The sequence below is a fragment of the Oleiagrimonas sp. genome (assembly GCF_027858935.1).
Classification (GTDB): Bacteria; Pseudomonadota; Gammaproteobacteria; order Xanthomonadales; family Rhodanobacteraceae; genus Oleiagrimonas.
This window is the reverse complement of the sequence record NZ_JAQIBU010000054.1, coordinates 1-26,499: the sequence shown is the minus strand read 5'-3', so window position 1 is coordinate 26,499 and position 26,499 is coordinate 1. Positions and strand designations below refer to the sequence as shown.

Below are 26,499 nucleotides of genomic sequence, written 5' to 3'. Positions count from 1 at the left end.
GGCATTGTCGAGTGCATGATCGTACGGCGGTTCAGGCCGCAGGCTGCAATTCGGAGAGATCGTTGGACATGGCCGCGAGCGGCGCCAGCGCCAGTGCTGCGGCGGGCGAGGGCAGCACGATTTCGCGACTTGCCCGGCCCAGGGCTGTGGCCGACTCGGACCAGTGCACCAGTTCCATGGCGCCGGTCATGTCCTCCACAATGGCCGTGCAGTGCTCGACCCAGTCCCCATCGTTGAGGTACAGCACCTGGTTGATCCTGCGCACATGACCAAAATGGATGTGCCCGCAGATGTGGCCGTCGAAACCGTCCTTGCGGGCACGCTCTGCCACGCGGGCCTCGAAAGCGCGGATATAGTCCACGGCACGTCCCACGTGCGACTTGATGATGATCGAGAGCGGCAGGTAGGGCTTGGCACGCCGCTGGCGCCAGTGGTACATGCGCCGGTTGGTCCAGCAAATGAAGCGATGCATGGCCTCGCCCAGCCAAAGCATCCAGTCGCGGCCGAACTGCTCGGGATCGTATTCGTCGCCATGGCTGACGCGGTAACGTCGGCCATCGGCCCCTTCGTGTACCGCATCCAGCACAACCCGGATGCCGGCGATCGATTCCCCGGTGAGCTCACGCATCGATGCATCGTGGTTGCCCGGGATGTAGGTCACGCGAGTGCCGCGGCGAACGATTTCGAGCAGTTCCAGCAGCACGGCCGTGTGTTCCGGGGGCCACCATTGGCGTCGCGTCAGCGACTCCAGGTCGATGATGTCGCCGACCAGGTACAGGTGCTCGCAGCGTACCGTGCGCAGGAAATCCAGCAGGTAGGCCGCCTTGCAGTCGGACGTGCCCAGATGCACGTCGGAGATGAATATGGAACGGAGCTTCGTGCGTTGCATGGCGCAATCCCCGGTGTCTGCCGTGGCACCAGCTTGCATGACCTGGGTAACCATCCGATGGCGCGGCGGTTACAGCTAGGTTGCGTCCGTTGATGCAGGCCGACGCAGCCATTCGCTTCCTTTTGCGAACAGGGAGGGCTTGACCCGATGTGATTCAGGGCCGACGAAAACCGGCATTTTGCAAGCCATGCCTGCTCGCAACGCCCTCAAGATGAACGGGAGATCCAGCAGTTTGATGTGTGTTACCTCGAGGTAACATCCTGGCGCACATACTTCAGGGGCTGCGGAGTATCCACTTCCACTGCAGCGCTCAGATTTGCGGTTCGCTGCCTAACGCCACTGAGTACTTTCCCGGATTATTCGGGTTGCGGCCTCGGCCGCTCCGGATCTGCACTGCAGGTCCCCGCTCAAAGGCAAACATCATGAATATGCATGCTTCCAAGTCCAATCTTGTCGACACAGCTGTCGCCCAGGGTTCGTTCAAGACCCTCTGCAAGGCGCTGGATGCCGCCGAGTTGACCAATGTCCTCAAGGGAGAAGGCCCCTACACTGTCTTCGCACCGACGGATGAAGCGTTCGAAAAGTTGCCCAAAGGCACGCTGGAAAATTGGTTGAAGCCGGAAAACAAGGCTGAACTGATTTCGGTACTCAAATATCACGTGTTGCCGGGCATGTTCATTCCGGCAGATGTCAAGGAAGCCAGTCATCCCCGGATGATGCAGGGTGACACCACCAATATCCGCAAGGATGGCAGCAAGATGAGCATCGATGGTGCCCACATGGTCGGCATGCAGATCAAGTCAGCCAACGGTGTGCTGCAAGGCATCGACAAGGTGATCCAGCCAGGGAAGTCGCATACCAGGCACTGAGCTTCGACTTCAATGCACCACACGGCATTCGCGCGGCGAGGGGAAATCTTCGCCGCGCGATTTTTTGGGGTGTGACCCGGGTTGATCCACAGGACATGTCCTGGCTGCCGTGGGCGGCATGCAGAGCATCAGTTCCAGCGTGGGCCGACGTCGCCATGGGGCAGCGTCAAGCCTGTTCGTGGCTTAGCCGACGCCTTGAGAGACGGTATCCGAAACGGGGCAACGGGTTCGGTCATGCATGCGCCTTGGACAAGAGCGACATGCCCCCATCTATAAGCCCATATCGACCTTTCGAGTCCATTTGATCATGTCTTCATCCGTGCTTGTGGTCTGTCCCCATTGCGATGCAGTCAACCGGGTACCCGAGGCGCGTCTGGCCGACGGCCCGGCCTGCGGCACTTGTCATGCCCAATTGTTCGGGGGGCATCCTATTGCTCTGGGTGAAACGCGATTCGACCGCCATGTCCAGCAGGGCACGCTCCCGCTGCTGGTGGATTTCTGGGCGCCATGGTGCGGCCCATGTCGGACCATGGCGCCGGCATTCGAACAGGCGGCACGGCAGCTCGAGCCACAGATGCGGCTGGTCAAGGTCGACACCGAGGCCGAGCAATCACTCGGCACGCGGTTTGCCATCCGCTCGATCCCGACCCTGATCCTGATCCGCAACGGCCGCGAGGTCGCCCGCCAGTCCGGCGCCATGGGGGCCGCCGACATTCAGCGCTGGGCTCTTGCTCACTTGTAAAACGTTCCAGGAACGTCATCCATGGCTCGGATGAGTCGTGTAATAGCGGCTCAGGAAATGCTGTCGTGCGGCGCCGTGATCAATCTCGGTGCGAGTGGGTACGCCGATTTCCTGGCGCAGCAGACCCCCCTGGGCCGCGTGCACACGGGGCCATGTTGGCAATCCGGGACCATTGGGGTTGCCGGTCTTGATGAAGCGGGCGAAATAGCCTTGCATGATCCGCGAGACCTTGTAGTCGTGCGCGGTCCAGGCATAGACCTTGTTGCTGGACAGGTTGCCCAAGGCGTATTCGATCTCGCCGCTGTGCACGGCTCCGGGGTCGGGCGTGTGACCGGGCGGCGGGTGGCGCATGGCCGGACGCGCCTTGCTGAAATAATAATAATAAACCGGTGCCTTGCCGGTGCGGTGCTGCAGGTCCATCCAGCGCCAGGTGCTGTGGGCGATGAACATGTCACCCATCAATGCCGTGGCCGAGCGCTTGACCTGGGCCTCGTCATGCCCCGGATACAGTTCCAGAGCCCGATCGGCTCGGTCGCCGAACAGCTTCCGGAGCGCCTCGTGGTAGTTCGCCGGCGTCGGTGTGGCGCCCTTGAGCAGCGACGGATAGAAACCTTCCTGCGAATTGGAGCCGACCAGCAGTGGCACATGGGCCTGTCTTCCGTCCTGGTAGGTGGACAAGGGCTGTTCGGTCAGGAACAGCCCGTCGATGTCGGGCTGGAAGGATGGCGCGTCCTTTGCGGTCACCGCCGCAAGCAGGGTCCTGGCCGGCATGGCCCGCAGCTTACCAAGCGAATCGGCCCCGACCTGGCGGGTAAATGTCTTGCCTTCCTGTTCGGCCTGGCGCAGGGGAACCGCTGCAATGGGCGCGATCAGGGCGCCGCTTTCGCCGATGGCGCGTGCAAACAGGCCACGGGAAGCCGGCGCGACCATCTGTGCGCTGACCGAGATGGAGCCGGCCGATTCGCCGCCGATAGTGACTTGCTCCGGGTCGCCGCCAAAGCGGGCGATGTTGGCATGCACCCAGCGCAGCGCGGCCTGCTGGTCCAGCAGGCCATAGTTGCCCGAGGCATGCTGTGGTGACTCGTTCGCAAGTGCAGGAAGCGCAAGGAAGCCGAACACGTTGAGCCGGTAATTGACGGTGACGGTGACGATACCCTTGCGCGCCAGGCTGGCGCCATCGTAGCGATTCTCCGAACCGTCCCCGGCGAGGAACCCGCCGCCGTAGAAATACACCAGCACCGGAAGCCTGGCGCCGGACGTCTTCGCGGGGGTCCACACGTTCAGATACAGGCAGTCCTCGCTCATGCCGTCGGAACGGAACACCATGTCGCTGAAGATCGGCGGTTGCATGCAGCGCGGCCCGAAGTGCGTGGTCTTGCGTACGCCGGTCCAGGCGGCAACAGGCTGCGGTGGGCGCCAGCGCAGGTTGCCGACTGGCGGTGCGGCATAGGGAATGCCCTGAAATACGCGAAGACGGGTTGCCCCGGCGCCGATGTTGCGCCCCTGGAGCAGGCCTGCATGAACCCGGACGATGGCAGGTCCGTGGGGACGGGCGTGCGCTTGCACACTGCCGATGATCATGCAGGACAGCACGATGCTGGTCGCCAGCAGTCGATTCAAAAGCGGGCGAGGGGCGAGATGATGGCAGGTTAGGGATGGCAAGATGGGATTCCGTAAGCGAGCGGGTGTGCACAACGGGCCGGCGACACAGGCAGACCCGCGGATAGCGTCATATCAGCCCGCTTCCCCGGGCCTCCTCCAGGCTCTGTTGTGCCCGCAGCCAGTTCATGAAGGCATCCGGCGGCATCGCCTTGCCGAAGAGGTAGCCCTGGGCCACGTCGCAGCCCAGGTTTTCCAGCATGTCCAGGGTGCGCTCATTCTCGACACCTTCGCCCACCACGGTAAGGCCGAAGCGGTGCGCCAGATTGATGATCAAGGTGGTGATGTCCTCGCTGGCATTGTCGGTCAGAAGCGCACCGACAAAGGACTTGTCGATCTTGAGTTCATCCGCAGGGATGTTCTTGAAGTAGGCCAGGCAGGAATACCCGGTGCCGAAGTCGTCGATGGAAATGCGCAGTCCGAGGTTGCGCAGCTGCATCAGGTTGTCGCGTCCCCTGTCGCGGTCCATCAGGGTGCGCTCGCTGATTTCCAGTACCAGCTTGATATGGTCCTTGCCCCACAGATGCATCGCGTGCTCGACCAGTTCGGAAAGGTCCGGCTGCAGTGCGAGTTGCCCCGGGAGGTTGACCGCCACTGAAAGCGTTCCCAGGTCACGACGCCACTCGCCGGCCTGTCGCAACACCGTGTTGAGGGCCCAGATGGTGACTTTCTTGATCTGTCCGGTCCGTTCGGCCAGAGGGATGAACAGTTCCGGCGACAGCACCTGTCCGTCGCTGCGGTGCCAACGCATGAGGGCTTCGGCGCCGATGGGACGACGATCCGGGATATGTACCTGCGGCTGGTAGTACATCTGCAGTTCACCATTCTCGATCGCGCTTCCGAGTTGCATTTCCAGCTCCCAGTGATCGGACAGGTCATGCAGAACCTGTGTGGCCTCGGCGAACTGATAGCGCCTTCCCTGCGTTCGCGCGGTGCCCAGCGCGATCTCTGCCAGCCGCAACAGGTACTCGCCATGATCGGAATGGCTTGGATACAGCGCAACGCCGGCCGTGAATCGGATGGCGATATACGTATCGTCCCGTCGCAGGGGCGGTTCCAGAAGACGGGTCAGCTTGTGCACGGCCAGCTCGGTGTGGCCAAGGTTGTGCACCTGCGGAAGCAGCAGTGCAAAACGGTTGTCACCGATGCGACCGGCATAGTCCTGCTTGCGCATGACCTGGCGCAGTTGTCGGCCCATGTGGCGCAAGACGTCATCGCCCATGGCATAGCCATTGGCTGCATTGATGTGGGAAAAGCCGTCGATGTCGATGATGATCAGCGCAAGCGCGCCGTGACTCTTGTCTGCGTACGCAATCTGTTGGTCAAGCAACGCTGTGAAATTGAGCCGGTTGCGCAATCGAGTCAGTTCGTCGATACCTTCGGTCATGCTGGCCTCAGTCGATGAACAGATCGGTGGGATCGATGCCAAAAGCCCCTTGGGGCAGGCCCGACTTGATGCCAAGTGCGTAGCCCTCTCCAGCCGGATTGCGTGCCGCCAGATTGACGGAATTGAACTCCTTCAGTGGCTGTTTTTCGGCATCCAGCAGCAGCATGACCGTGGGGCGCAGGCGCTTCAGGTTATGCACGGTAGTGACCACGCCGACCTGTCCATCGGTAAGCTCCACCAGCGAACCGGTGGGATAGATGCCGCTGGTCTGGATGAACTGTTCCACCAATTCTGGCTGGAACAGGGTGCCGCGAGATTCATACAGGTCCATCACCGCCTGGTGCGGCGAGCGACTCGGCATGTGCGGACGAATGCTGGTCATGGCATCGTAGCTGTCGATCAGGCCCAGGATGCGACCGTAGATCGGTATCGAGTCCCGGCTGAGGCCATTGGGATATCCGCTGCCGTCGTGGCGTTCGTGATGGGTGGCCACGGCTTCGATGATTTTCGGCGAGATATCGGACGTCTTTTCGAGGATGTCCAGGCTGTGCTGCACATGCGTCTGCATGACGGCGTGATCCTCATCGCTGAAGCGACCACGCATATTCAACATTTCCAAGGGCAGACGCGTCTTGCCCACGTCAAACAGCAGTCCGGCCAGGGTCAGTTCCGTCAGTTCGTCGTGAATCAGCCCAAGGTGGCGGCCAAAACTTGCAGCCCAGACTGAACACGACAGCGCATGGTGATAGACATAGTTGTCCTTGCGCTTGATCTCGCGGAGCCATCCGAAAGCATTGGGGTTACGCGTGATCGAGTTGACCATCGCATCGACACCCTTGCTCAGCTTGCTCAGTTGCAGGCTGTGGCCCTGGCGCAAGTCCTCCATGATTTCCTCGATGCCCGCTCGAAGTATCTTGTGGGCATCACGTGCCTTGGGCAGTTCGTCCTCGAACTCGGTGATTTGCTTCCATAAGGTCTTGCCCATGGCCGCAAACTCGTTTCGGTTATTTTGCTGGCCGCCTTCCTGCTCAAGCTGAACATAGCGCAGTTCCGGCGATTGGCCACGCGTGACATCGACATAGACCGACTTGCAGTAACGCTGAAGATCCTCGATTTCCTCACTGCTGGAAACCAGGAAGCCTTCCAGTAGAAAGGGGGTGTTGATCCAGGGGCGGTCCAGGCGGGAGACGTACATGCCTACGCGCACGCCATGCACGTCGATCCTGAGCTCTTGTGATGATGCGTTCATGAGCAAACTGGCGTCCCCTGTCGACACGCTAGAGATTAGCTTAGGAAACGCTCTGAACAAAGGGGGACGCGCCCCGGCGCTGATGCATCCTGCGCGGGTGGGCGCATGCTGTGTTGCGTGCGACGATCTTCCGGGTTTGCAAAAAATCGGGGCCGCGATGCGGCCCCGTTGGGTGGAAGCTCAGTTGCGGCCTCGCCATGTCAACGTGGAACGCTGTAGTTGACCGGGATCCACGTGTATCCCTGCGCCGCCTTGCGCACATGTCCGAGGCCCGGGAATGCGATATGTGCGCCTGCGATCAGATATCCGCCTGAGGCCGATTTGGCGAGGACGTTCATGCGCGTAGAGCGCGCCTGTGCGGGAACGCTGTCAAAACCAATGGTGACCGAAGGATGGTCGAACTGCACGGCCTGAACGTGAATGATGTCGCCCCATACCAGCAGTGTGTGGCCCTTGCTTGTGACCAGATACCCCGTATGCCCAGGGGTGTGGCCGGGCTCGGGAAGCGCGCGGATCCCCGGTACCAATGGCTGATCCCCAGTGAAGGTCTTGAAGTGACCGGCTGCAATATAGGGTTTGAACGAGGCGATGGCGTTCTTGAATGCGCCCTTCCTGTCTTTGGCTGCGTTGGCCATCCTGTCCGGATCCAGCCAATGATCGGCATCCTTTTTGTTGACCCAGACCGTGGCGTTGGGAAAGGTCATGTGTCCTTTCGTCACCAAGCCGCCCTCGTGGTCCGAGTGCATGTGCGTGATCAGTACCTCGTCGACCTGATCCGGGCGGTATCCGGAAGCCTCGAGGTTTTCAAGAACCTTGCCCAGGGTCGGTCCTAACAGGTTGCCGGCACCCGTATCGATCAGCACGAGACGGGTTCCGGTGTTGACCAGATAGGCGTTGACCGAGGTCTCGAGCGGCGAAGACTCGAAATGCGCCGCCAGGATCCTGTCGATGGCGGCCGGCTTGATCCCCTTCAGCAGTTTGTCGACCGGTAGCTTGACCGTGCCGTCGGACAGTGCGGTGACCTCGAAGTCCCCGAGCATGATGCGGTAGAAGCCGGGTGCGGCCTTGTGGGCCATGGGAGCTGATGCCAGGGCAGGCCCGATTGGTGCAAGAGCTAGACTGGCGCTGATGGCGAGCATCGCGAGTCCCATCTTGCGGGTGAGCTTTTGCATTGAAAACATGCTTCAAATCCTTGTATGGATGTTCTTGACAGCCGTATAAGCCCGATCATGGAATCTGGATTCGGCCATGGGTAGCACAATGCTAAGCATGCAGACACAGGGCGGGTTCAGGGTCATGGATCGCTGCGGGTTCTTTAGCCCCTCCTTGCTACGAGTAGCAGGCGAATATCGGATGTTGCACGGATGACATGATGCGCCGATGTCGCGTCGGTCCTTGAATTGCCTGTTCTTTTTATCCCAAGTAATTGTATTGCATCGTTTTATGAAGCATTTCATACCAAGGTCTACATTGACGGGACCAGGCTGCTGAGCAAGTGTGGTGTGGTGGTACATGCTTGTCGACACGCGTGTTTGTCGACAAACCGTTGCGCCCATGCCGGACGAGAAGACGGAAGCTTCAGGAAATTTGCCCCGGCGTGCGGTAGTCACGTGCGAAACGAGTTCATGGTGCATGGCCTGCTGTAGGTCGACGTCCAGCGTGACGGATGATCGAGGCGATTACCCTCATCCACGAGAGCAGGAGAAGAGTCATGTTGCGCAGGTCTGTGATGCGTTCGTTGCTTGTCGCGGCCGCCTTGGCCGCATCGTTTGCCGTCTGGGCTTCCCCGCCCAGCATGATCAAGATCGGCACGCTGTATGCCGGCTCGGGAAAATTCTCCCAGGCTTCGACTCGTCAGTATGACGGTCTCAAGTACTGGGCCAAGGAGATCAACGCCAAGGGCGGCGTCTACGTGAAGGCTTTCGACAAGAAGATCCCGGTGAAGCTGGTGGCCTACAACGACCAGAGCTCCACCACGCTGGCGGCCAGCCTGTACAACCGTCTGATCACCCAGGACCGCGTCAACTTGCTGGTTGCCGATTACGGCTCGGTGCTGACTTCGGTGGCGATTCCGCTTGCACGAGTGCACAAAGTTCTCTTGTTCGATGAAACAGGCACTTCCGGGAAATTCTTCGAGCCAAAAGACAAGAATCGCTATATTGTCCTGACCGGCTTGCCGACTTCCTCGGAGTGGCCCAAGGTGCTGGCCGATTTCATGCAGCATGTGGGCATCAAGAAGGTGGCGATCCTGTACGCATCCAATGACTGGTCGGGATCCCAGGCCGACACACTGAACTCCACCCTCAAGAGCCTGGGCGTGGAAGTCACCTTCTACGAGTCGGTGCCGGACAGTACCTCCAGCTATTCGACGATCCTGCGTCGTATCGCGGCGACGAACCCGGAAGCGGTCGCCGAGTTCGGTTACAGCACCAACGACATCGCCTTCCTGCAGAATTACGCAAGCTCGGGCCTGCATTTCAAGATGATGTTCGTGCCCAATCCGGCATTGCACTTCGATGTCGTGCGCAATGCGGTCGGTGATGCGGCGATCAAAAATGTATATTCGTATGTTGCTCCGCCCCTGATCCGCTACAACAAGCAGGTCAATTTCGGTCCCACCCTGGATCGGTTCGAGGCGGCGTATACCAAGGCGGGGGGCAAGAATATCGATCTGTCCACGGTCGCCGGGTACAACACCGGTCTGATCATGGGCAAGGCACTCGCGGAGGCACCGAAGTTCACCCAGGAGTCGCTGCGCGACAGCATTGATACGTTCTCCGGCAAGATCTTCACTCTCGATGGACTGTTCAAGGTCAATGCCGAGGGGGCGCAGATTGGTGAATCGCTGCCCGTCGGACAGGTGCTTCCGACCAAAAAGGGACTTGCACTGTTGCCGGTCTTCCCGCTCAAGAATGCAGCGGCCAAATACGTGTACCCGCAACCGGCCAATCCATGAGTCTTCTGGTTTATGCATTGCTGGCCGGTCTCTTCTACGGGCTGTATTTTGCCCTGGTCGGGATCGGCCTCAATCTGATCTTCGGCGTCATGCGCATCATCAATCTTGCGCATGGCGCTTTTCTCATGCTCGGGGCGTACGGCGCTTTTTACCTGTACACCCTGCTGGGCTGGAATCCGCTGTGGGCCGTGCCTATCGAACTGGTGGTTTTTTTTTTACTGGCCCTGCCGATTTATTACCTGCTGGTGCCGCGGTTGCAGAGATCGGATGATCCGGAAATGCTCTCGTTCATCCTGTTTTTCGGCCTGTCCCAGGTCATCGAGGCCCTGGCGGTTTTTGCCTTCGGAAACGACCAGCATTCCATTCCTGATGCGGTGTTCGGAACCCGGCCGCTGCATCTGCTCGGGCAGGTGTTTCCGCTGTCCTGGGTGGTCAGCGCCGGCATCGGGTTGGCCGGTATCGTGGCGATCTACCTGTACCTTTACCGCAGCCGTATTGGCCGCGCCACGCGGGCGATCATGACCGACCGCGACGAGGCTGTGGTGACCGGTATCTCGGTCAATCGCGTCTCGGTGCTGGCTTTTGGTGTCGGCATTGCCTCGGCGGCGCTGGCGGGCATTTTCAGCCCCTTCATGCTCGGTGCCATCGAGCCATCCATGGGCCTGCACATCACGGTGATGGCGTTTGTGATCATTGTGATCGGTTCGCTGGGCAACCCACTGGGCACGGTGCTCGGCGGCCTTATATTCGGTGAGGCCCTGATGCTGATGCAGACCTTCCTGACCTCCTGGGCGCAACTGTTTCCCTATGTGCTGCTGATCGCCATTCTCCTGGTCAAGCCAAGCGGCCTTTTGGGAAGGAAGGTGCGCAGTGCTTAAGGGATGGCGCAGTACCGCGATCGTCACGGCGATCACGCTGGTCACCTTCATTGTGGTGCCCAAGCTGTATGACAACCAGTTCCTGCTGTTCAACATGATGATGTACATGGCCCTGGCACAGGGGCTGAATATCATCTATGGCTATACCGGTTACCTGCCGTTCGGCTATGTCGGCTTCTTCGGTGCCGGTGCCTATGCCGGTGCGCTGGTGATCATCTTTCTGCACTGGATGCCTTTGATTGCGGTCCTGGTGGGCGGTCTGACCGCCGTGCTGTTCGGCATGGTACTGATCCCGCTGTTCCGGTTGTCGGGGGCCTATTTCTCGATTGCCAGCCTGGCCGCATCCGAGGCGCTGTACTACGTGGTTGCCAACCCGCACCTGGAGAAAATCACCCAGGGGCCCTATGGCATCAGCATGCCGCAGGCCTACGATGCAAACGCAGCCTACTGGACCATGCTGGGGATACTGGCATTGTCGCTGGTGACTTCCGGCATCATCCGGCGTTCCAGGTTTGGGCTTGCACTTTCGGCGATCCGGGAGAATCCGCTCAGCGCCTCCATGTCTGGCGTCAACGTGGTGCAGATGCGATCGCTGTCCTGGCTTCTTTCGGCATTCATTGCCGGGCTCGCCGGGGCGACCTTCGGCTGGTACATCTCGGTGTTCTATCCGGAAACCGTATTCAGCCTGACCATCGGCGTGTTCACCATCGTGTTCATCCTGTTTGGCGGCATCGGTACGCTGATCGGGCCGATCATCGGAACCCTGATCCTTTACGGCTTGTACAACTACATCGGTATTTCCACGCCGCAATATTTCCAGATCGCCTACGGCTTGCTGATCGTGCTGTTGGTGCTTTTCCTGCCCAACGGGCTGGTGTCGCTGTTGAAACGTCGAGGTGTCGATGTCCCCTGATGCACCTATCCTCGAAGTCGGGAATCTTGAGAAGAGTTTCGGAGGCCTGAAGGCCCTGAACGGGGTTTCCTTCGACCTTCATCCGGGCGAGATCCTGGGGCTGGCCGGACCCAACGGTTCGGGCAAGACCACATGCATCAATGCCATCACCGGGGTATTCCGCATTGACGGCGGAAGCATTCGCTTCGCCGGTGAAGATATCCATCATCGCGCCACCTATCGGCGTGTGCGCAAGGGGATCAACCGTACATTCCAGGTGCCGCGGCCATTTCCGGGGCTGACGGTACATGAGAACGTGCTGGTGGCCGCGCACTATGGCAGCGGTGAGCACGCCGATGCCATGACCTTGCTGGAAGACACAGGCCTGGCCGAATTCGCCGACAAGCCGGCCAGGACGCTCAACAGCAGCCAGCAGAAGATGCTTGGTCTGGCGCGTGCGCTGGCCACCAAGCCGCGCCTGCTGCTGGTCGACGAGATCGGTGCCGGGCTCAATCCGGAGGAGCTTTCCGCCATGGCGCAACGGCTGCGTGGCTATGCCAATCAGGGCATGGCCCTGTTGGTGGTCGAGCATCTGATGGATTTTCTTGACCAGGTCACCGACCGGCTCGTGGTCATGGATGCCGGCAATACCCTTTTTACCGGAAAATTGGCGCAGGCGACCGAGGATCCCCGCGTGATCGAAGCCTTCCTGGGAGGATGAGATGAGCGCGATTCTCAGCGGAAAAGGGATCCACTCGGGATATGACGGCGTCAAGGTGCTCTGGGGCGTGGATATCGACATCCCCGAGGGCAAGTCGGTCGTGCTCCTGGGTCCCAATGGGGCCGGCAAGACCACCCTGTTGCGGACGCTGGTGGGCCTGTTGCCGGCCTGGTCGGGATCGATCACCTTTCACGGCAGGGACATCACCGCCGAACCCACTGAAAAGCGCATTCGCGGGGGCATGGCGTTCATGTCCGAGCAGGGCGTGTTCCCGGACCTGAGCGTGCTCGACAACCTGCGCATGGGCGGATATTTCCTCAAGGGCAGGGACATGGAAACCCGCATCAAGCGCATGTATGAGCTGTTTCCTGACCTGCTTCGCCAGCGGCGCAGTCTGGCCGGTTCGCTTTCGGGGGGGCAGCGCAAGATGCTCGGCGTGGCCAAGGCCCTGATGAGCGAACCCAGTCTCTTGGTGATGGACGAACCTTCCGCCGGATTGTCCCCGAAATACGTCAAGGAAGTCATCGAGATACTGGGAGTTGCGCATGCCGAGGGATTGAGTCTTCTCATCGCCGAACAGAACGTGTTGTTCCTGCAGCAGGCCGATTACGGTTTCGTGCTGGAAGGGGGGCGCATCGTCACCCACGGGGACGCCGACGAGCTGGGTTCCTCGGACGCTGTTCGCCGGGCCTATTTCGGAGTCCGCGATGGCCATCTGGGCGAGGCCTCGGCATAGACACGGATCGTGTGGATGTTGATGATGCCCGCGTGATGGTTTGGAATGGCTCCATGCGCAAATCGATTGTCCTCGTCCTGCTGGCCGTGATGCTGGTCTCCTGTGGCCGTGCGCCGAAGGTGCACATGAGCGGTCACGTGGATTCGCTTGGCATCATCGACCATACCGTGGGCAGCGGACGCGTAGCGCGTCCGGGCATGGATGTGCTGGTGCAGTACACCGGCTGGCTGTACGACAAGGATGCGCCGCACGACCACGGCACCCGCTTTGACAGCTCGCGCGACCGCAGCGCGCCGTTTTCCTTCGTGCTGGGGAAGGGTCAGGTCATCGCCGGCTGGGACAAGGGGATTGTCGGCATGCGCGTGGGCGGAACGCGCACCCTGATGATTCCCGCCAAGCTGGCGTACGGAGAACGGGGGGCAGGTGGCGTGATCCCGCCGGGCGCTTCACTGGTCTTTGACGTGGAGCTGGTGGACGCCACGCCGCGCTGACACCGCTGGCTCGGAGCCTGACCGCAGGCTCAAACAGGCTCAAAGGTCCTCTTCCGCCGCTTCGCGTCCCTGCTGACGGATCAGCGCCTCCTGGCGGGCATCAATGATCGATTGCATCACGCTGTCGACGTCGGCCGTGGATTCGTCGAATTCGAAACGGCCTGTCAGTGCGCTGTCCGGATGCAGCTCGCCACGTTCGAACAACGCCCACATCTCCTCGCCGTAATGCGTGTCCAGCAGTTCCGGCGCAAAGCGGGAAAGGCTGATGGTGAGGTTGCCCACGTCGCGGCGCAGCATCTGGCGTGCGGCGTTGTTGCCCGAGGCGCTGACCACCTGCGGCAGGTCGATGATCACGGGTCCGTCCGGACCCACCAGGACGTTGTATTCGGACAGGTCGCCGTGAATCGACTCGGCGCAGAGCATGCGTGCCACCTGCTGCATCAGGAACCGGTGATAGCTGCGGGCGGTTTCTGCATCCAGATCCACCTCGCCCAGGCGCGGCGCGGCGTGGCCATCGGCGTCGGTCACCAGTTCCATCACCAGTACCCCGTTGAAGAAGCCGAAGGGCCTGGGCACGCGCACCCCGGCGTCGCTGAGCCGGTACAGCGCGTCCACCTCGGCGTTCTTCCATGCCTCCTCGGCCTGTTTGCGCCCGAAAGCGCTGGCGCGCGCCATGGCGCGTCCCTGACGGCTGCCGCGGACTTTACGGCCTTCCTGGTATTGCGCGCGGGCCTGGAAACTGCGCTGGCGAAGATCCTTGTAGACTTTGGCGCAGCGAACATCGTCGCCTGCGCGGACCACGTATACCGAGGCTTCCTTGCCGCTCTTGAGCGGTCGAAGGACTTGGTCGATCACGCCATCTTCAATCAGGGCCTGCAGGCCGGGGGGTGTCTTCATTCGGGGCACGTCTTGCGGGTATGGGAGAGGAGGAAGCGACGCTTCAGGACGGACAGGTCAGCATGATACCGGCTGCAGCCCGGCATGGTTCAGGCAGCATCGGTGATCCTGTCGCGCACTTTCGCGGCGATCTCGAACGAGCGGACCCGGGCAGAATGATCAAAAATGTTGGCCGTCAGCAGCAGTTCGTCTGGACGGTGACGCGAGATGAAATCTTCAATGCCCTGGCGCACGGTAGCGGCATCGCCCACTGCGGCGCAGGCCAGGGCCCGTTCGACCATGGCTTTTTCGGCCGGTGACCAGAATGCCTCCATATCGTCGATCGGCGGCGGAATCCGTCCGGGTTGGCCGCGACGCAGCTTCACGAAGCTCTGCTGCTGGGTGGTGAACAGGCGTTGGGCCTCGCGATCACTGTCCGCGGCCACCACGTTCAGACCAAGCATGGCATGCGGAGCCTGCAACCATTGCGAGGGACGGAAGTTGCGACGGTATACCGCCAGGGCCTCGTCCACGGCATCGGGTGCAAAATGCGAGGCGAAGGCGAACGGAAGCCCCAGGCGCGCTGCCAGGCCGGCACTGAACAGACTCGAGCCCAGCAGCCAGACCGGAACCCTCAAACCTTCACCAGGCACGGCGCGCACCGGCGCATCCGGCGCGGCCGGCTCGAAATACTCCAGCAGTTCCACCACGTCATTCGGAAACTGCTCGGCGCTGTCAAAATAGCGGCGCAAGGCTCGCGCGGTAGCGTGGTCGGTCCCCGGAGCACGGCCCAGGCCCAGGTCGATGCGATCCGGATACAGCGAAGCCAGGGTGCCAAATTGTTCAGCGACCTGCAGCGGCGCATGGTTGGGCAGCATGATGCCGCCGGCACCGACACGGATCGATGAAGTGCCGGCGGCGATATAGCCGATCAGCACTGCAGTGGCGGCGCTGGCGATTCCGGGCATGTTGTGGTGTTCGGCCAGCCAGTAGCGGCGGTAGCCCAGTCGCTCGGCATGCCGCGCCAAGTCCAGGCTGTTTTCAAAGGCGCGAGCCGGATTGCTGCCCTCGGTCACCGGGGCCAGGTCCAGCAGCGAAAAATCAACGGGAGTCTGTGCTTGCAATCTCATGGGCATGATCTGGGGGCGTACGTGCTACATGCCAAGCACCAAAATAGAACCGGTCCCTTGCCAGTCGCATGCACCCGCTGGTCCCACATGTTTGACACAGTTGCGTTGCAGACCGTGCATAAGCGTAGACTATCCTTGCGACGCGTTTTTGGTGGCCGCGCGCGCAACCAGACACAGTCCAGACCGCTTGTGTGTGAGCATCCTCGAAGGGGATCGATATGAGCAAGGGCTTGAATGCGAAAAAGAACGCGATGAAGAAACCGGCGCTGACGCTGAAGGAAAAGCGTGCCGCAAAGCATGCGAAGAAAGAGCATTCACACACCGCGGTCATGGCCGACCTGACCGCGTCCGGAAAGAAGCACGTCTGAACCACGCGCGTGCGACTGCCTGAAGTGCTGAAACTCCGGTTCAGTATAGGCTGCCGGTTCAGCCCATCTGCACAGCCAGCATCGAAATCGAACCGCCGTCGATGCCTTCGACGGGGAATTGGATGGCATCTGACTCGTGCGCCGCGCCAAGCACGTACAGCAAGGGAAGGTAGTGTTCCGGAGTCGGGATACACATCGCCGCGACCTCGCCAAGGCCTTCGTAGTCCACCAGCGCAGCATGCTCACGTTGCCTTATCAGAGCGCGGCAGCGTGACTCGAAGCGTTGGGCCCAATCGAACGGCTGCACCGAAGACCGGCTCCATGCATAAGCGCCCAGGTTATGTACGATGTTGCCGCTGCCCATCAGCAGGACGCCCTCGTCGCGCAATGGGCGCAGCGATTGGCCCAGGCGATAATGGAACATCGCCGTTTTCGAGGCATCGATGCTGAGCTGCACCACCGGTATGTCGGCCTTCGGGTACAGGTGACACAGTACCGACCAGGTGCCGTGGTCAAGGCCCCAGCCCAGATCCGCTTCCACGGGGACCGGATCCAGCAACTCGCGAACGCGATGAGCGAGCTGCAGATCGCCGCGTGCCGGGTACTCAAGCTCATAAAGGTGCTGGGGAAATCCACCGAAGTCATGGATGGTGCGCGGTCTGCGCATGGATGTCACCGCAATTCCGGGCAGGTACCAGTGTGCGGAAATCGAGAGCACTGCACGCGGCAAAGGGATGCTCGCACCGATGGCCGCCCAGCCTTCGGTCCAGGGATTGCTGAGCAGGGCGTTCATCGGATTGCCGTGGCCGATGAACAGGGCGGGGATGCGTTGTGTCATGAGATGCCAGCTGATGTTGCAGCGACCATGACCGCCAAGTCCCGTCGGCTTGCGGGGTTCAGTCGATGTCCAGTCGATGTGCGGTACGCAAACGCCATGCGTTCAGGTGCGAAATATCCGTCTCGGGTTCGAGATGCAATCTGCGGCTGAAATCCAGTGCCACCAGCAGGTCGATATCGGCCATGCTGAAGGTATCGCCAAGCAGGAAGTCGCGGTTGGCGAGCTCGTGATCCATGTCATGCAGGAACTGGTGCAGCCGCTGCTTTCCGCGTTCGGCAAGCGCAGGGATCTGTTCGCAGGGACGTGGCCCCATATCAGCATGTCCCGCGAACGCCGGGTGGCTGTTGCGCAGGGCGTTCGCACAGGACAGGAACCCGTCCATGTAGATCCGCATGTGCCAGCTCAATACGCGCGCCTGCTGCTCGGGGCCCGTACCCATCAGGGGCCGCTCCGGGTACAGGTGTTCAAGATAGGTGCAGATGGCAATGCCATCGGACAATGCACTGCCGTCGTCCAGTTCCAGCACCGGAACAGTGCCGCGCGGATTGAGGCGCAGGAAGTCCTCCCCCCACTGCTCGTGCTCGCGCAGATCGACCGTCCTTGTCGGCAGTTCAATGCCCTTGTATGCGAGGAAAAGATGCACCCTGCGCGGACTGGGTGCGGATTCGTACGTATGCAGTTTCATTTGGGTCGGGCCAGTTCGATTGCGTCGTATGTCATGCGTCCATGCTGGCATACGACGCACTGCATCGCGAGACCGACCTTGGTTGAAAGAGCTATCCGGCGTTTGTTGGCGCGGATACGTCGCGGTGTGGGAGGTGGCCAACATCGATCTTCTCGAATGCACACAGCTCGGTCATGGCCGCTTCCATCAAGGCGCGTGCATGGCCCGTCACGCGGGCCAGCATGGCGTGAACCTTTGCGTCGTCGGCATTTCGGTTCTTGCAGGCGTGCGAGTAGTTTTCGAAGGCGTTAAGTGCCAGCACAAGGTCCGCAACCTGGTTGGGGCACTCGCATTCGACGTTGGGAATCACTTCCTGCAAGCGTGCCAGTTGCACATCATCGAAGCGACGTTTCGGCGGCGGTTCGGTGGGCAGGGCGCCCACCGCAGTCGCGGTTGCCGGTGCCGCAGGCCGCGCTGGATTGTGCACCAGGCTGCGCACGATCAGGTTGACCAGGTTGGCGCGCAGGGCGCGCACGCTGATGGGCGCACGCAGCACGTGACGTTTCTCGCCGCGAAGTGCTTCCACCACTTCCCACTTGGCGAAGGCGTACACGATCATGGTCAAGTCAGGCTTTATGGCTTCTTCGAGGGCCCTCACCTGCTTTTCCGGAAAGCTTCCGAGCAAGGACAGGTCGAGCACCAGGACGCGTGGTTGAACACTCTGCAGGCCCTTGTGGAAGGTCTCCAGGTCCGATGCGTTGAGTACGACCTCCAGATGCCGGCTTTCCTCGGGTGGAGTTTGTTGCATGTAGGTGGGCAATGTCTGGTGCAGGATCGCGAGCTTGACCATGGAACGACCTCGAATTGAAGGCTAAGGGGGCAGATACCCGTTCGAGATGACCCGGACCGTCCCGTAGGGGGGAAGATGGTGGAACGGTCCGGGTCACGTGGGGACGGGTTTGTTTGCATCCATGCATACGCATCCAGGACGCACTTGGATGTGCCGCAATGCCGCGTCTTGCATCCCCGGATTGCTGGTCTTCGCGTTCGGCCTATACTGGAAACTTTTCTGGCCACGGAATTCATTCATGACCATGCTGCGATATCTGTTCCTTGCCGCCACCGTCACGTTCGTGGTTTCGCTGTCCGCGCCGGTGCATGCACGTTCCGCCAAGCCTGCACAATTCCAGCTTGGCGACCTACGCAAGCTGGTCCGGCTTGGCGAGCCGCGTATTTCACCGGACGGGAAACGGGTTGCTCTGGTGGTGTCGACGCCAAACTGGAAGACTGACAAGGACGAGCAGCACATCGAGCTGGTCGATGTGGCTACCGGCAAGGCACGCAGCCTGACCTGGCATCGTCGCCAGATCGGTTCGCTGCGCTGGTCCCACGACGGCGCGCGGCTGGCCTTTCTGGCCCAAAGCCAGGCGATGCCATCCGAGTCGGGCAAGGCAGGGGACAAGTCGGGTGACGCGGACCCGAAGCGGCAGGTGTTCGTGATGTCCATGCGTGGCGGGGACGCTCGGCGCGTGACCGACGCCAAGCGTGGCGTGACTTCGTTTTCCTGGAGCCCGAACGACCGGCGTATCGCCTACCTCACGCGCGATGCCCCGGTCCATGCCAAGGCCATCAAGCATCATGATGACGCCTTCGAGGTCACCGACGGCAACTTCCAGCTGCGCAAGGCGCTGGCTCCCACGCATTTGTGGGTAGTGGCCAGTGACGGCGGAAAGGCCAAGCGCTTGACCCATGGCAGCTACAGCCTGTCCACCGACCAGCAGGACGTCACGCCTGAGCCGGCATGGAGCAATGACGGCAAGACGATTGCTTTTACGCGTTTCCCCGGACCCTACTGGGGACCTTCCTACAAATCAGTGGTCGATGAAGTTTCCGTCGATGGTGGTCCGCCCCACAAGCTGGTGCCCGCCGAAGGCGCTGCCGACATGCGCTACGCCCCGCATGGCGACCGCTATGCCTTCATGAGACCCCGGGGCGGCGACCAGAACAACGGGTTTGCCGTCTACGCAGGTTCCCGGGGCACGACAAGTGATGTGACTGCGGATCTGGCGCGCAACATCAATGCCTATGCCTGGATGTCCCGGGGAAAGGACCTTCTGCTGGAAGGTGACAAGGGCACGCACGCGGTATTCTGGCTGCAGCCGCTGCATGGTCCGGCGCAACAGCTGGACCTGCATGGGGTACAGGCAAGCGCGGCATTCAGCGTCGCCAATGATGGCAGCATCGCATTCGTGGGAAGCACGGCAAGCCATCCCGGCGAGCTGTACGTGATGCGTTCATCGCGCGCCAAGCCGCAGCAACTCACCCATGTCAATGCTTTCGTGGACCATTTGCGCCTGGGGCGCACGACCTCGATCGAGTGGAACGGCCCGGACGGGTTCCACGAGGATGGTGTGTTGACCTATCCGGTCGACTTCCAGAAGGGCCATACCTATCCCCTGGTGCTGGTCATCCATGGCGGTCCCGAGGGTGCCAGTGGCATTGGTTTCTCGTCACTTCCGCAGTTGCTTGCGGCATCCGGTTTTCTGGTTTTCCAGCCGAACTACCGCGGCAGCATCAACCTGGGTGATGCTTATCAGCACGCGATCTACCGCGACACCGGGAAGGGGCCGGGCGAGGACGTGATGGCGGGACTAAATGCGGTGAAAAAACTGGGCATCGTCGATGGCGACCGCATTGGCGTCTCGGGCTGGTCCTATGGCGGTTATATGACCACCTGGCTGAGCGGACACTATCCTTCGGCGTGGAAGGCCGCAGTAGCTGGCGCCTCGTTGACCGACTGGGTCATGGACTACACCATTTCCTACTACCAGACGGGTGATCTGTATTTCTTCGGCGGCTCCCCGTGGACGGCGAAATACCACGACATCTGGCGCAAGCAGTCACCGATCGCAGCTGCAAGCAGGGTCAAGGCTCCCACCCTGATCATGGGAGACGTGGGTGATCCCAATGTGCCGCTGGTCAACAGCTACGAGTGGTATCACGCACTGCGCGACCACGGCGTGAAGGTGAAATTCATCGCCTATCCGGCAGACACGCATTTTCCGCCGGACATCGTGCGACAAACCGATGTGTATCGGCGCTGGATCGGGTGGATGAAGACCTATCTGAAGTAACCCCGGCGTTCAGTCGCCGGCATCGTCCGTTGTAGTGGTCATGCGGATGCGGTTGCCACCGTTGCGTTTGGCCTCGTACATGGCGTCGTCGGCGTGGTGAATGAGCTGCTTTTTCTCCTGGCCGTGTTCGGGGGAGGTGGCGATGCCGATGCTCGGCGTGACGCGAATCGTATGTCCACTGAGTTTGAAGGGCTGGGTCAACGCGGTGTGGATCTTCTTCGCCACAAACTCGGCCAGGGCGGGGCGCTGCAGGCCTTCGATCAATATGGTGAACTCATCCCCGCCTACGCGTCCGACCGTATCGGTCTCGCGCAGGCAGCGCACCATCCTGCGTGCGGCCTGGCGCAACAGCTGGTCGCCAACGGCATGGCCGTAGTTGTCGTTGACCTGCTTGAACCCGTCAAGGTCGACATAGATCACAGCCAGGGACTGTTCCTTCGCACGCGCATATTCCAACGCCGATTCCAGCCGGTCATGGAAAGTCTCGCGATTGACCAGGTCGGTCAGCGTATCGTGCCGCGCCAGGTGGCGCAGCCGGGTTTCCGCCTGCTTGCGTTCGATCGCTGCAGCGACCTGGGTCGAGACAAATTGCAGAAGCTCCATGTCTTTTGTGCTGTAACTTTTTGTTTCAGAGTAACTTTGAACAACAATAGCGCCGATCACTCCCTGCTTGGTGTTCAGGGGAACACCCAACCAGTTCAATTTGTCATGGCCATGCCCTGGCAATTTCGCCAGCGCGGGCGTCTCGGGTATCCCGGGATGAATCAGCAGTGGTTTGCCACTGCGTATCAGCTCCGCGCTCAGCGTGCCCGAGTCAAAAGGCAGCGGTGGCGGCGGTGCATCATAGGCATCGACGAAGTACGGGAAGCTCAGCATGTTTTCCCGGGCGTCATACAGCGCGACGAAGAAATTCTCCGCCAGCAGCAGGCGGCCGATGATGGCGTGGATATGCTGGTAAAGGCTGAATAGATCCTCGCTCGCGTGGGCGGCTTCGGAAATTTCGTATAGCGCGTCCTGCAGGTTGCGGGCACGCATGAGTTCGCTGATGTCGCGTGCCACGGCCAGTCGCAGCTGGTCCGTCTCGGACCAACGCGCGGACCACATGACGTGCACCACGTGTCCGTCCTTGTGCACGTAACGATTCTCGAAATGCGGCTGCGGATGGCCAGCCATGATCAGTGCAACCGTTTCAAGAGTGTTCTCGCGGTCGTCAGGATGCACCAGTTCGATCATGTCGCGTCCAATGATCTCTTCGGGCGCATACCCGAACACGCGCTCGAAAGCTGCGTTGACGAACACGAAATGATTTCCGGGATCAACGATGCAGACCGGATCGAGCAGCAGATCAATAAGTCGTGCGAGGCGATCGTTGTCCATTGCATCCAACATGCGTGTGGCGGGCGATCTCAGGGAAGTCGCAAGAAACAGGCCGGCTCCAGTGACTATCCTACAGTTTCAAGCAGTGCAGGTGAGACGGGTTGTTGCCGGCAGGCTGATCGCGCCCGCCATGCACAACGGAAAAAGTTTGAATGGCCGCCAGCGTAGCCGGAGGCGTTGCCCATCTGTGGCGGGATGTACATGACGTTGATGGTGTGAACCTGAATGGAAGGGATGCGCGCGCGGCGTCCAGGTTCAGCTTATCCGGGGCTGGATGAGGCAAAAAGTGCTCCCGTCACGATCCTTGAGATCAGTTTCACCGGGGCGGCGGTTGCATGTCACCCGGTAAAGGAAGGCTTGCAAGGTGAAACTCCCGTGCCACCTTGATCGTCGGCCTCAGGATGAAATGGAACGACCCCAGCGTGAAGCACCAGATGGCCGGATACGCCAGGCTGGCCTGGAAAAACATGATCGAGCCGACCACGAAATACAGCGCGGCCATGAAATCGTTCAGCGTGTAGAGCTTCTCGTAGCGTCCGTAGATACGTCGGTGACGGGAGCTGGCGTTGCGATCGGTTTCGAAGGGTTTGGACATGGAACGGGTCTCACGATGGCTGCAGGAAATGAATGGGCCACGCTCACGATTTTCCCGCGGGCACGCGCGAGCGTCCATGGAAGGGCGGCCGTGTCAGCCACAGAACGGGTACCAGCCCGATGAAGATCCAACCCAGCACGTGCATGATGTCGTTGAACGACATCTGGAAGCTCTGCACGGTGATGGTCTGGTTGATCATGGCTGCGGCTTTTTGGGTATGGCTGTGCCCGAGATGTTGCAGGGCGGCCCGGCTGATGGGGCTGTAGGGCGTGATGTGCGAGGCCAACTGGGCATGATGGACCACGGAGCGGCGATCCCAAAGGAAGGTGGTGATGGAGGCCGCGAAGCTGCCGCCCAGCGTGCGCAGGAAGGTCGACAGTCCCGAGCCGGAAGCGATTTCGCTGGTCTTGAGGTCCGACAGCAGGATCGTCAGCACCGGCATGAAGAACAAGGCCACGCCCAGCCCCTGCAGCAACTGCACCAGTGCGATGTGCTCGTAATCGACCTGCACGTTGAAGCCTGCGCGCATCAGGCAAGTGACGCCAATGATGACGAAGGCCACCGCAGCCATGATGCGCAAATCCATGCGAGGCCCGTACTTGCCGATGAAGAAGGTCAGCAGCACCGGCAACACGCCGATCGGGGCCGTGGCAAATCCCGCCCACAGGGCTGTGTAATTGAGCGCCCGCTGCAGCCACAGCGGTACCAGCAGGTTCATGCCGAAAAACGCGGCGTAGGCCAGCACCAGCAGGAGGGTACCATAGGCAAAGTTGCGATGCCGGAACAGCTTCAGGTCGACCACGGGCTCCTTGTCGGTGAGTTCCCAGATCAGGAACACACTGAGCGAAATGGCCGAGATCACGGCCAGGCTGACGATGAAGGTGGAGTGGAACCAGTCTGCATCGTTGCCCTTGTCGAGCAGGATCTGCAGGGCGCCGACGCCGATGATCAGCGTGATCAGGCCGACGTAGTCCATGCGCGGTCGCTCGGTTTTCTCCTTGCGTCCACCCATCTGGCTGGCGGCGACCACGCTGGCGAAGATGCCAATGGGCACGTTGATGAAGAAGATCCACGGCCACGAGTAGTTGTCCGTGATCCATCCGCCGAGCACCGGGCCGGCAATGGGCGCGACCACGGTCACCATCGCCAGCAGGGCGAGTGCCATGCCGCGGCGATCCTCGGGATAGGCGGCGATCAGCAGGCTCTGCGTGACCGGATACATCGGTCCGGATACTGCGCCCTGGATGGCGCGGAAGAAGAGCAGCATGCCTATGCTGTCGGAAATACCGCACATGAACGAGGTGATCGAGAACAGAAGGGTGCACCAAACGAACAGCTTCACCTCGCCGAAGCGACGCGACAGCCAGCCGGTGAGGGGCAGCGAGATGGCCATGCAGACCATGAACGAGGTGATCACCCAGGTGCCCTGGTTGTAGCTCACCCCCAGGTTGCCGGCGATGGTCGGCAGCGACACGTTGGCAATGGTGGTATCGAGCACGCGCATGAACGTAGCCAGCGAGAGGCCGATGGTTGTCAATGCCAGATTGGGTGGGCGGTAGTGCGCGTCGCTCATTGATGTCATGACAGGTAAAAGTGCGGTTCAGGGTATCATTGCTGCATCACAGTTCACCTCAGCAGCCAGGAAGTCCAGCATGCCCACGCTTGATCCCAACCGCACAGCACTGGTCCTGATCGACCTGCAGCAGGGCATTGTCGCCATGCCCGTGGAGCCGCATACGGGCACCGAAATCCTGCAGCGATCCAGGAAACTTGCCGCGCGTTTTCGTTCATCCGGCGGATTGGTGGTCCTGGTGCGCGTAGCATTCGCGGCGAATTTTGCCGATGCACCGCGCCAGCCGGTGGATCAACCGATGGCATTTCCGGAGGGAGGGCTCCCGGCCGACTGGAGCCAGCTTGCCGACGGGCTGCAGCAGAGCGCAGACCTGGTGATCACCAAGCATCAGTGGGGTGCCTTCACCGGCACCGAACTGGACCTGCAGTTGCGTCGACGCGGAATTGACACGATCGTGCTCGGCGGCATCGCCACCAATTTTGGCGTCGAGTCCACGGCCCGTCACGCGTGGGAGCTTGGTTACGCGGTTGTGTTGGCCGGAGATCTGTGTGCCAGCCGAACCAGGGCGCTGCACGATATGGCCGTCGAACATGTGCTGCCGCGGATCTCCCGCGTTGTGGACAGTGGCGACATCGCATTTGAGGGGGACTGACGTCCGCCTGATCAAAGCTGCAGGAGGTTGAGTTCACGCATGCAGGACGGTCTGCGCGCCAGTTGGTGGATTGCGGCCATTTCATTCCTCAGCGGGATTGGCGGGGGCGTAGTGTTTCCGATCCTTCCGGTGCTGGGAATGCAACTGGGCCTTTCGGCGGCCATGGTGGGCCTGATTCTGGCCGCCAATCGCATCACGCGGATCGCCTGCAATCCATTCACCGGTGCGCTGGTGGATCGCTTCGGTGCCCGTTGGCCGGTTGCATTCGGGCTGTTCACCGAGACGCTGGCCGTGCTCGGGTTCAGCGTGGCCGTGCATGCGCAGTCCCCGGCCGCCTGGTTTCTCACCGGCCGGGTGGCCTGGGGCGTCGGTTCGTCGCTGATCCTTGTCGGTGCGCTGGCGGCGGTCATGGGGGTCGCCTCGCCCGCTACACGGGGACGGCTGACGGGCCGCGTGCGCACGGCCATGACGCTGGGATTGCCGGCGGGGATGTTGCTTGGCGGTGTGATTACCGACCTGGCCTCGCCGGAGGACGCTTTTCTGAGCGCAGCAATACTGACCTTCGCAACGGGTTTGTTTGCCTTGTTCGCGATGCCATCCGATGCCATCGTGCCGGGCTCCGAGGAGAGCCAGGGGGTAGCGGATCCAGTCTGGCGCAGCATGCTTGCCAATCCTTTGCTGCAGCTGATCTGGTGCAGCAACGCGCTGGTTTTTTTCGCGATATCGGGCGTCCTGTTGGCCACCCTCGTGGTGCTGGTTCATGCGCGGGGACTGCACGTGCTGGGTCTGGGAAGCAGCGGTACGGCAGGCTTGCTGATGGCTCTGTTGATGGTGTCCCGGGCTGTTGCTTCGCTGGCTTCGGGCGCTTTCGTGGACCGTCACGACGGGCGTACCGCGCTGCTGCTGCCGGCTGCGCTTGTGACCACTCTGGGATTTGTCGGCCTGGCCCTGGCCATGCACGACTGGAGTGTGGGACTGGCGCTCGCGACGATTGGACTGGGAAGCGGTGCATTGACCATCCCGATGCTGACCCTGCTGACCGACACGACCCCGGCGCACGCCCGAGGCCGGGCGACCGGGCTCTATCAGGTCTACGGCGATATTGGCGGAAGCCTGGGGCCGATCGTGGGCCTGCAATTGGGCGTATGGATGGGCTACGGCACGATTTACCTGGGCGTGGCGTTGGGTATGCTGGCTGCTGCGTTTCCGCTCTACGGTCTGACACGCCGCGAGCGTTCCGGGTCCTTGCGATCTTCAGCGAATGGATGATGGCCCCGGGACCTCCTGCAGGGGCGCATGACGTGCCCTGATGCTTGCCGAGTGCATCGGACCGGGAGCCCCTGGTGCCGGTTTCAGGGATGTGGCCCGTCAGCGCAGCCCAAGGCACATGCACTACGCGGTGCTGGTGATGGGGCCTTGCTGCTGCATTTGATCCGGGTTTTGGCCCGGCATGTCCCTGCAACAATTCCAGTCCGTGGGATTCATGCGTCTTGCGGGCAGACTCAGGTTTCAGGACGTGGCGGCAGGAAGCGATTCAAAAGCCACAGGAAAAGCCAGAACATCGTGTGCGGAAAGATCGCGGCCACCGCCAGTTTCGGGCTCACGTGCATGCCGGCGATACCCCAGCCCACGATGGGAAAGAACACCAGCAGGGCCACCAGCCAGAGCGCGACACTGAGGATCAAGGCGGTTCCCAGCGTACGTCTGGGGAAGAAGCGCACGAACAGCACGGACCAGAAGATCACATAGGCCGCATGGAAAAGCAGGCCCACGGGTAGCGGTAACGGGCGCGCCAGCAGGGTTTCGGCGAAGGCCAGGGAAGG

At 61.1% G+C, this 26,499-nt stretch carries 26 protein-coding genes; 12 read left to right on the top strand and 14 right to left on the bottom strand.

The features are described from left to right. Nucleotides 1–31: 31 nt before the first annotated feature. Nucleotides 32–889, bottom strand: coding sequence for a UDP-2,3-diacylglucosamine diphosphatase (locus PF446_RS02210; protein WP_298069256.1), 858 nt, complete (start codon nt 887–889; stop codon nt 32–34). Nucleotides 890–1,311: 422 nt separating this feature from the next. Here PF446_RS02210 and PF446_RS02205 point away from each other — a divergent pair, with 422 nt between their 5' ends. Together PF446_RS02205 and trxC are read left to right on the top strand one after the other, a co-directional pair. After that, the gene (locus PF446_RS02205) at nt 1,312–1,758 is read left to right on the top strand and encodes a fasciclin domain-containing protein (protein ID WP_298069254.1); all 447 of its coding nucleotides are present in this window, start codon (nt 1,312–1,314) and stop codon (nt 1,756–1,758) included. A 307-nt stretch (nt 1,759–2,065) separates the two neighbouring features. After that, nucleotides 2,066–2,500, top strand: a complete 435-nt coding sequence (gene trxC, locus PF446_RS02200; RefSeq protein ID WP_298069252.1) for a thioredoxin TrxC — start codon at nt 2,066–2,068, stop codon at nt 2,498–2,500. A 15-nt stretch (nt 2,501–2,515) separates the two neighbouring features. Here trxC and PF446_RS02195 read toward each other — a convergent pair whose 3' ends face one another. The 4 genes from PF446_RS02195 to PF446_RS02180 all read right to left on the bottom strand — a co-directional run bounded on the left by PF446_RS02195 (nt 2,516) and on the right by PF446_RS02180 (nt 7,976). Next, nucleotides 2,516–4,162, bottom strand: a complete 1,647-nt coding sequence (locus PF446_RS02195; protein WP_298069250.1) for a carboxylesterase/lipase family protein — start codon at nt 4,160–4,162, stop codon at nt 2,516–2,518. A 67-nt stretch (nt 4,163–4,229) separates the two neighbouring features. Continuing rightward, the gene (locus PF446_RS02190) at nt 4,230–5,546 is read right to left on the bottom strand and encodes a bifunctional diguanylate cyclase/phosphodiesterase (RefSeq protein WP_298069247.1); all 1,317 of its coding nucleotides are present in this window, start codon (nt 5,544–5,546) and stop codon (nt 4,230–4,232) included. 7 nt (nt 5,547–5,553) lie between these two features. Beyond that, entirely contained in the window at nt 5,554–6,795 is a 1,242-nt protein-coding gene (locus PF446_RS02185; RefSeq protein ID WP_298069245.1) for an HD-GYP domain-containing protein, read from the bottom strand. A gap of 200 nt (nt 6,796–6,995) precedes the next feature. Further along, nucleotides 6,996–7,976 carry an MBL fold metallo-hydrolase gene (locus tag PF446_RS02180; RefSeq protein ID WP_298069243.1) on the bottom strand — a complete coding sequence of 327 codons (981 nt, stop codon included), beginning with the start codon at nt 7,974–7,976 and terminating at the stop codon, nt 6,996–6,998. Nucleotides 7,977–8,506: 530 nt separating this feature from the next. Between PF446_RS02180 and PF446_RS02175 the strand changes: the two genes are divergently transcribed. The 6 genes from PF446_RS02175 to PF446_RS02150 are packed head-to-tail and all read left to right on the top strand — an operon-like array spanning nt 8,507 to nt 13,469. Next, on the top strand, nt 8,507–9,751 hold the full coding sequence (locus PF446_RS02175) for an ABC transporter substrate-binding protein (RefSeq protein WP_298069240.1): 1,245 nt from the start codon (nt 8,507–8,509) through the stop codon (nt 9,749–9,751). Further along, a complete protein-coding gene (locus PF446_RS02170; RefSeq protein ID WP_298069238.1) occupies nt 9,748–10,629 on the top strand; it encodes a branched-chain amino acid ABC transporter permease in 882 nt (293 codons plus the stop codon). The genes PF446_RS02175 and PF446_RS02170 overlap by 4 nt, the downstream gene beginning before the upstream one ends. Then, nucleotides 10,622–11,542, top strand: a complete 921-nt coding sequence (locus tag PF446_RS02165) for a branched-chain amino acid ABC transporter permease (protein ID WP_298069236.1) — start codon at nt 10,622–10,624, stop codon at nt 11,540–11,542. Before PF446_RS02170 ends, PF446_RS02165 begins: the two co-directional genes overlap by 8 nt. Next, a complete protein-coding gene (locus tag PF446_RS02160) occupies nt 11,532–12,242 on the top strand; it encodes an ABC transporter ATP-binding protein (protein ID WP_298069234.1) in 711 nt (236 codons plus the stop codon). The genes PF446_RS02165 and PF446_RS02160 overlap by 11 nt, the downstream gene beginning before the upstream one ends. A 1-nt stretch (nt 12,243) precedes the next feature. After that, nucleotides 12,244–12,978, top strand: coding sequence for an ABC transporter ATP-binding protein (locus PF446_RS02155; protein WP_298069232.1), 735 nt, complete (start codon nt 12,244–12,246; stop codon nt 12,976–12,978). 53 nt (nt 12,979–13,031) lie between these two features. Further along, nucleotides 13,032–13,469, top strand: coding sequence for an FKBP-type peptidyl-prolyl cis-trans isomerase (locus tag PF446_RS02150; protein WP_298069230.1), 438 nt, complete (start codon nt 13,032–13,034; stop codon nt 13,467–13,469). A 39-nt stretch (nt 13,470–13,508) separates the two neighbouring features. On the opposite strand, the gene PF446_RS02145 is transcribed toward PF446_RS02150, so the two are convergent. Beyond that, a complete protein-coding gene (locus PF446_RS02145) occupies nt 13,509–14,366 on the bottom strand; it encodes a PA4780 family RIO1-like protein kinase (RefSeq protein WP_298069228.1) in 858 nt (285 codons plus the stop codon). An 89-nt stretch (nt 14,367–14,455) separates the two neighbouring features. Then, nucleotides 14,456–15,475: an LLM class flavin-dependent oxidoreductase gene (locus tag PF446_RS02140; RefSeq protein ID WP_298069226.1), complete on the bottom strand. Its 1,020-nt coding sequence runs from the start codon at nt 15,473–15,475 to the stop codon at nt 14,456–14,458. A gap of 218 nt (nt 15,476–15,693) precedes the next feature. On the opposite strand from PF446_RS02140, the gene PF446_RS02135 reads away from it, so the two are divergent. Further along, a complete protein-coding gene (locus PF446_RS02135; RefSeq protein WP_298069260.1) occupies nt 15,694–15,843 on the top strand; it encodes a hypothetical protein in 150 nt (49 codons plus the stop codon). A gap of 58 nt (nt 15,844–15,901) precedes the next feature. Here PF446_RS02135 and ygiD read toward each other — a convergent pair whose 3' ends face one another. The 3 genes from ygiD to PF446_RS02120 form a co-directional block, all read right to left on the bottom strand. After that, on the bottom strand, nt 15,902–16,681 hold the full coding sequence (gene ygiD / locus PF446_RS02130) for a 4,5-DOPA dioxygenase extradiol (RefSeq protein ID WP_298069224.1): 780 nt from the start codon (nt 16,679–16,681) through the stop codon (nt 15,902–15,904). A 58-nt stretch (nt 16,682–16,739) separates the two neighbouring features. Continuing rightward, nucleotides 16,740–17,366, bottom strand: coding sequence for a glutathione S-transferase family protein (locus tag PF446_RS02125; protein ID WP_298069222.1), 627 nt, complete (start codon nt 17,364–17,366; stop codon nt 16,740–16,742). Nucleotides 17,367–17,457: 91 nt separating this feature from the next. Next, the gene (locus PF446_RS02120; RefSeq protein ID WP_298069220.1) at nt 17,458–18,195 is read right to left on the bottom strand and encodes a hypothetical protein; all 738 of its coding nucleotides are present in this window, start codon (nt 18,193–18,195) and stop codon (nt 17,458–17,460) included. A gap of 238 nt (nt 18,196–18,433) precedes the next feature. Here PF446_RS02120 and PF446_RS02115 point away from each other — a divergent pair, with 238 nt between their 5' ends. Next, a complete protein-coding gene (locus tag PF446_RS02115; protein ID WP_298069218.1) occupies nt 18,434–20,479 on the top strand; it encodes a S9 family peptidase in 2,046 nt (681 codons plus the stop codon). Nucleotides 20,480–20,488: 9 nt separating this feature from the next. Here the strand turns inward: PF446_RS02115 and PF446_RS02110 are convergent, their stop codons facing one another. The 3 genes from PF446_RS02110 to PF446_RS02100 form a co-directional block, all read right to left on the bottom strand. Then, the gene (locus PF446_RS02110) at nt 20,489–21,856 is read right to left on the bottom strand and encodes a GGDEF domain-containing protein (RefSeq protein ID WP_298069216.1); all 1,368 of its coding nucleotides are present in this window, start codon (nt 21,854–21,856) and stop codon (nt 20,489–20,491) included. 316 nt (nt 21,857–22,172) lie between these two features. Beyond that, nucleotides 22,173–22,451: a YrhK family protein gene (locus PF446_RS02105; RefSeq protein ID WP_298069215.1), complete on the bottom strand. Its 279-nt coding sequence runs from the start codon at nt 22,449–22,451 to the stop codon at nt 22,173–22,175. 43 nt (nt 22,452–22,494) lie between these two features. Next, entirely contained in the window at nt 22,495–24,024 is a 1,530-nt protein-coding gene (locus PF446_RS02100; RefSeq protein ID WP_298069258.1) for a DHA2 family efflux MFS transporter permease subunit, read from the bottom strand. 79 nt (nt 24,025–24,103) lie between these two features. On the opposite strand from PF446_RS02100, the gene PF446_RS02095 reads away from it, so the two are divergent. Together PF446_RS02095 and PF446_RS02090 are read left to right on the top strand one after the other, a co-directional pair. Then, the gene (locus tag PF446_RS02095) at nt 24,104–24,676 is read left to right on the top strand and encodes a hydrolase (protein WP_298069213.1); all 573 of its coding nucleotides are present in this window, start codon (nt 24,104–24,106) and stop codon (nt 24,674–24,676) included. Nucleotides 24,677–24,715: 39 nt separating this feature from the next. After that, a complete protein-coding gene (locus PF446_RS02090) occupies nt 24,716–25,945 on the top strand; it encodes an MFS transporter (protein ID WP_298069211.1) in 1,230 nt (409 codons plus the stop codon). A 233-nt stretch (nt 25,946–26,178) separates the two neighbouring features. Here the strand turns inward: PF446_RS02090 and PF446_RS02085 are convergent. Further along, nucleotides 26,179–26,499, bottom strand: a 321-nt coding sequence (locus PF446_RS02085) for a hypothetical protein (protein WP_298069209.1), incomplete at its 5' end; no start/stop codon positions are given.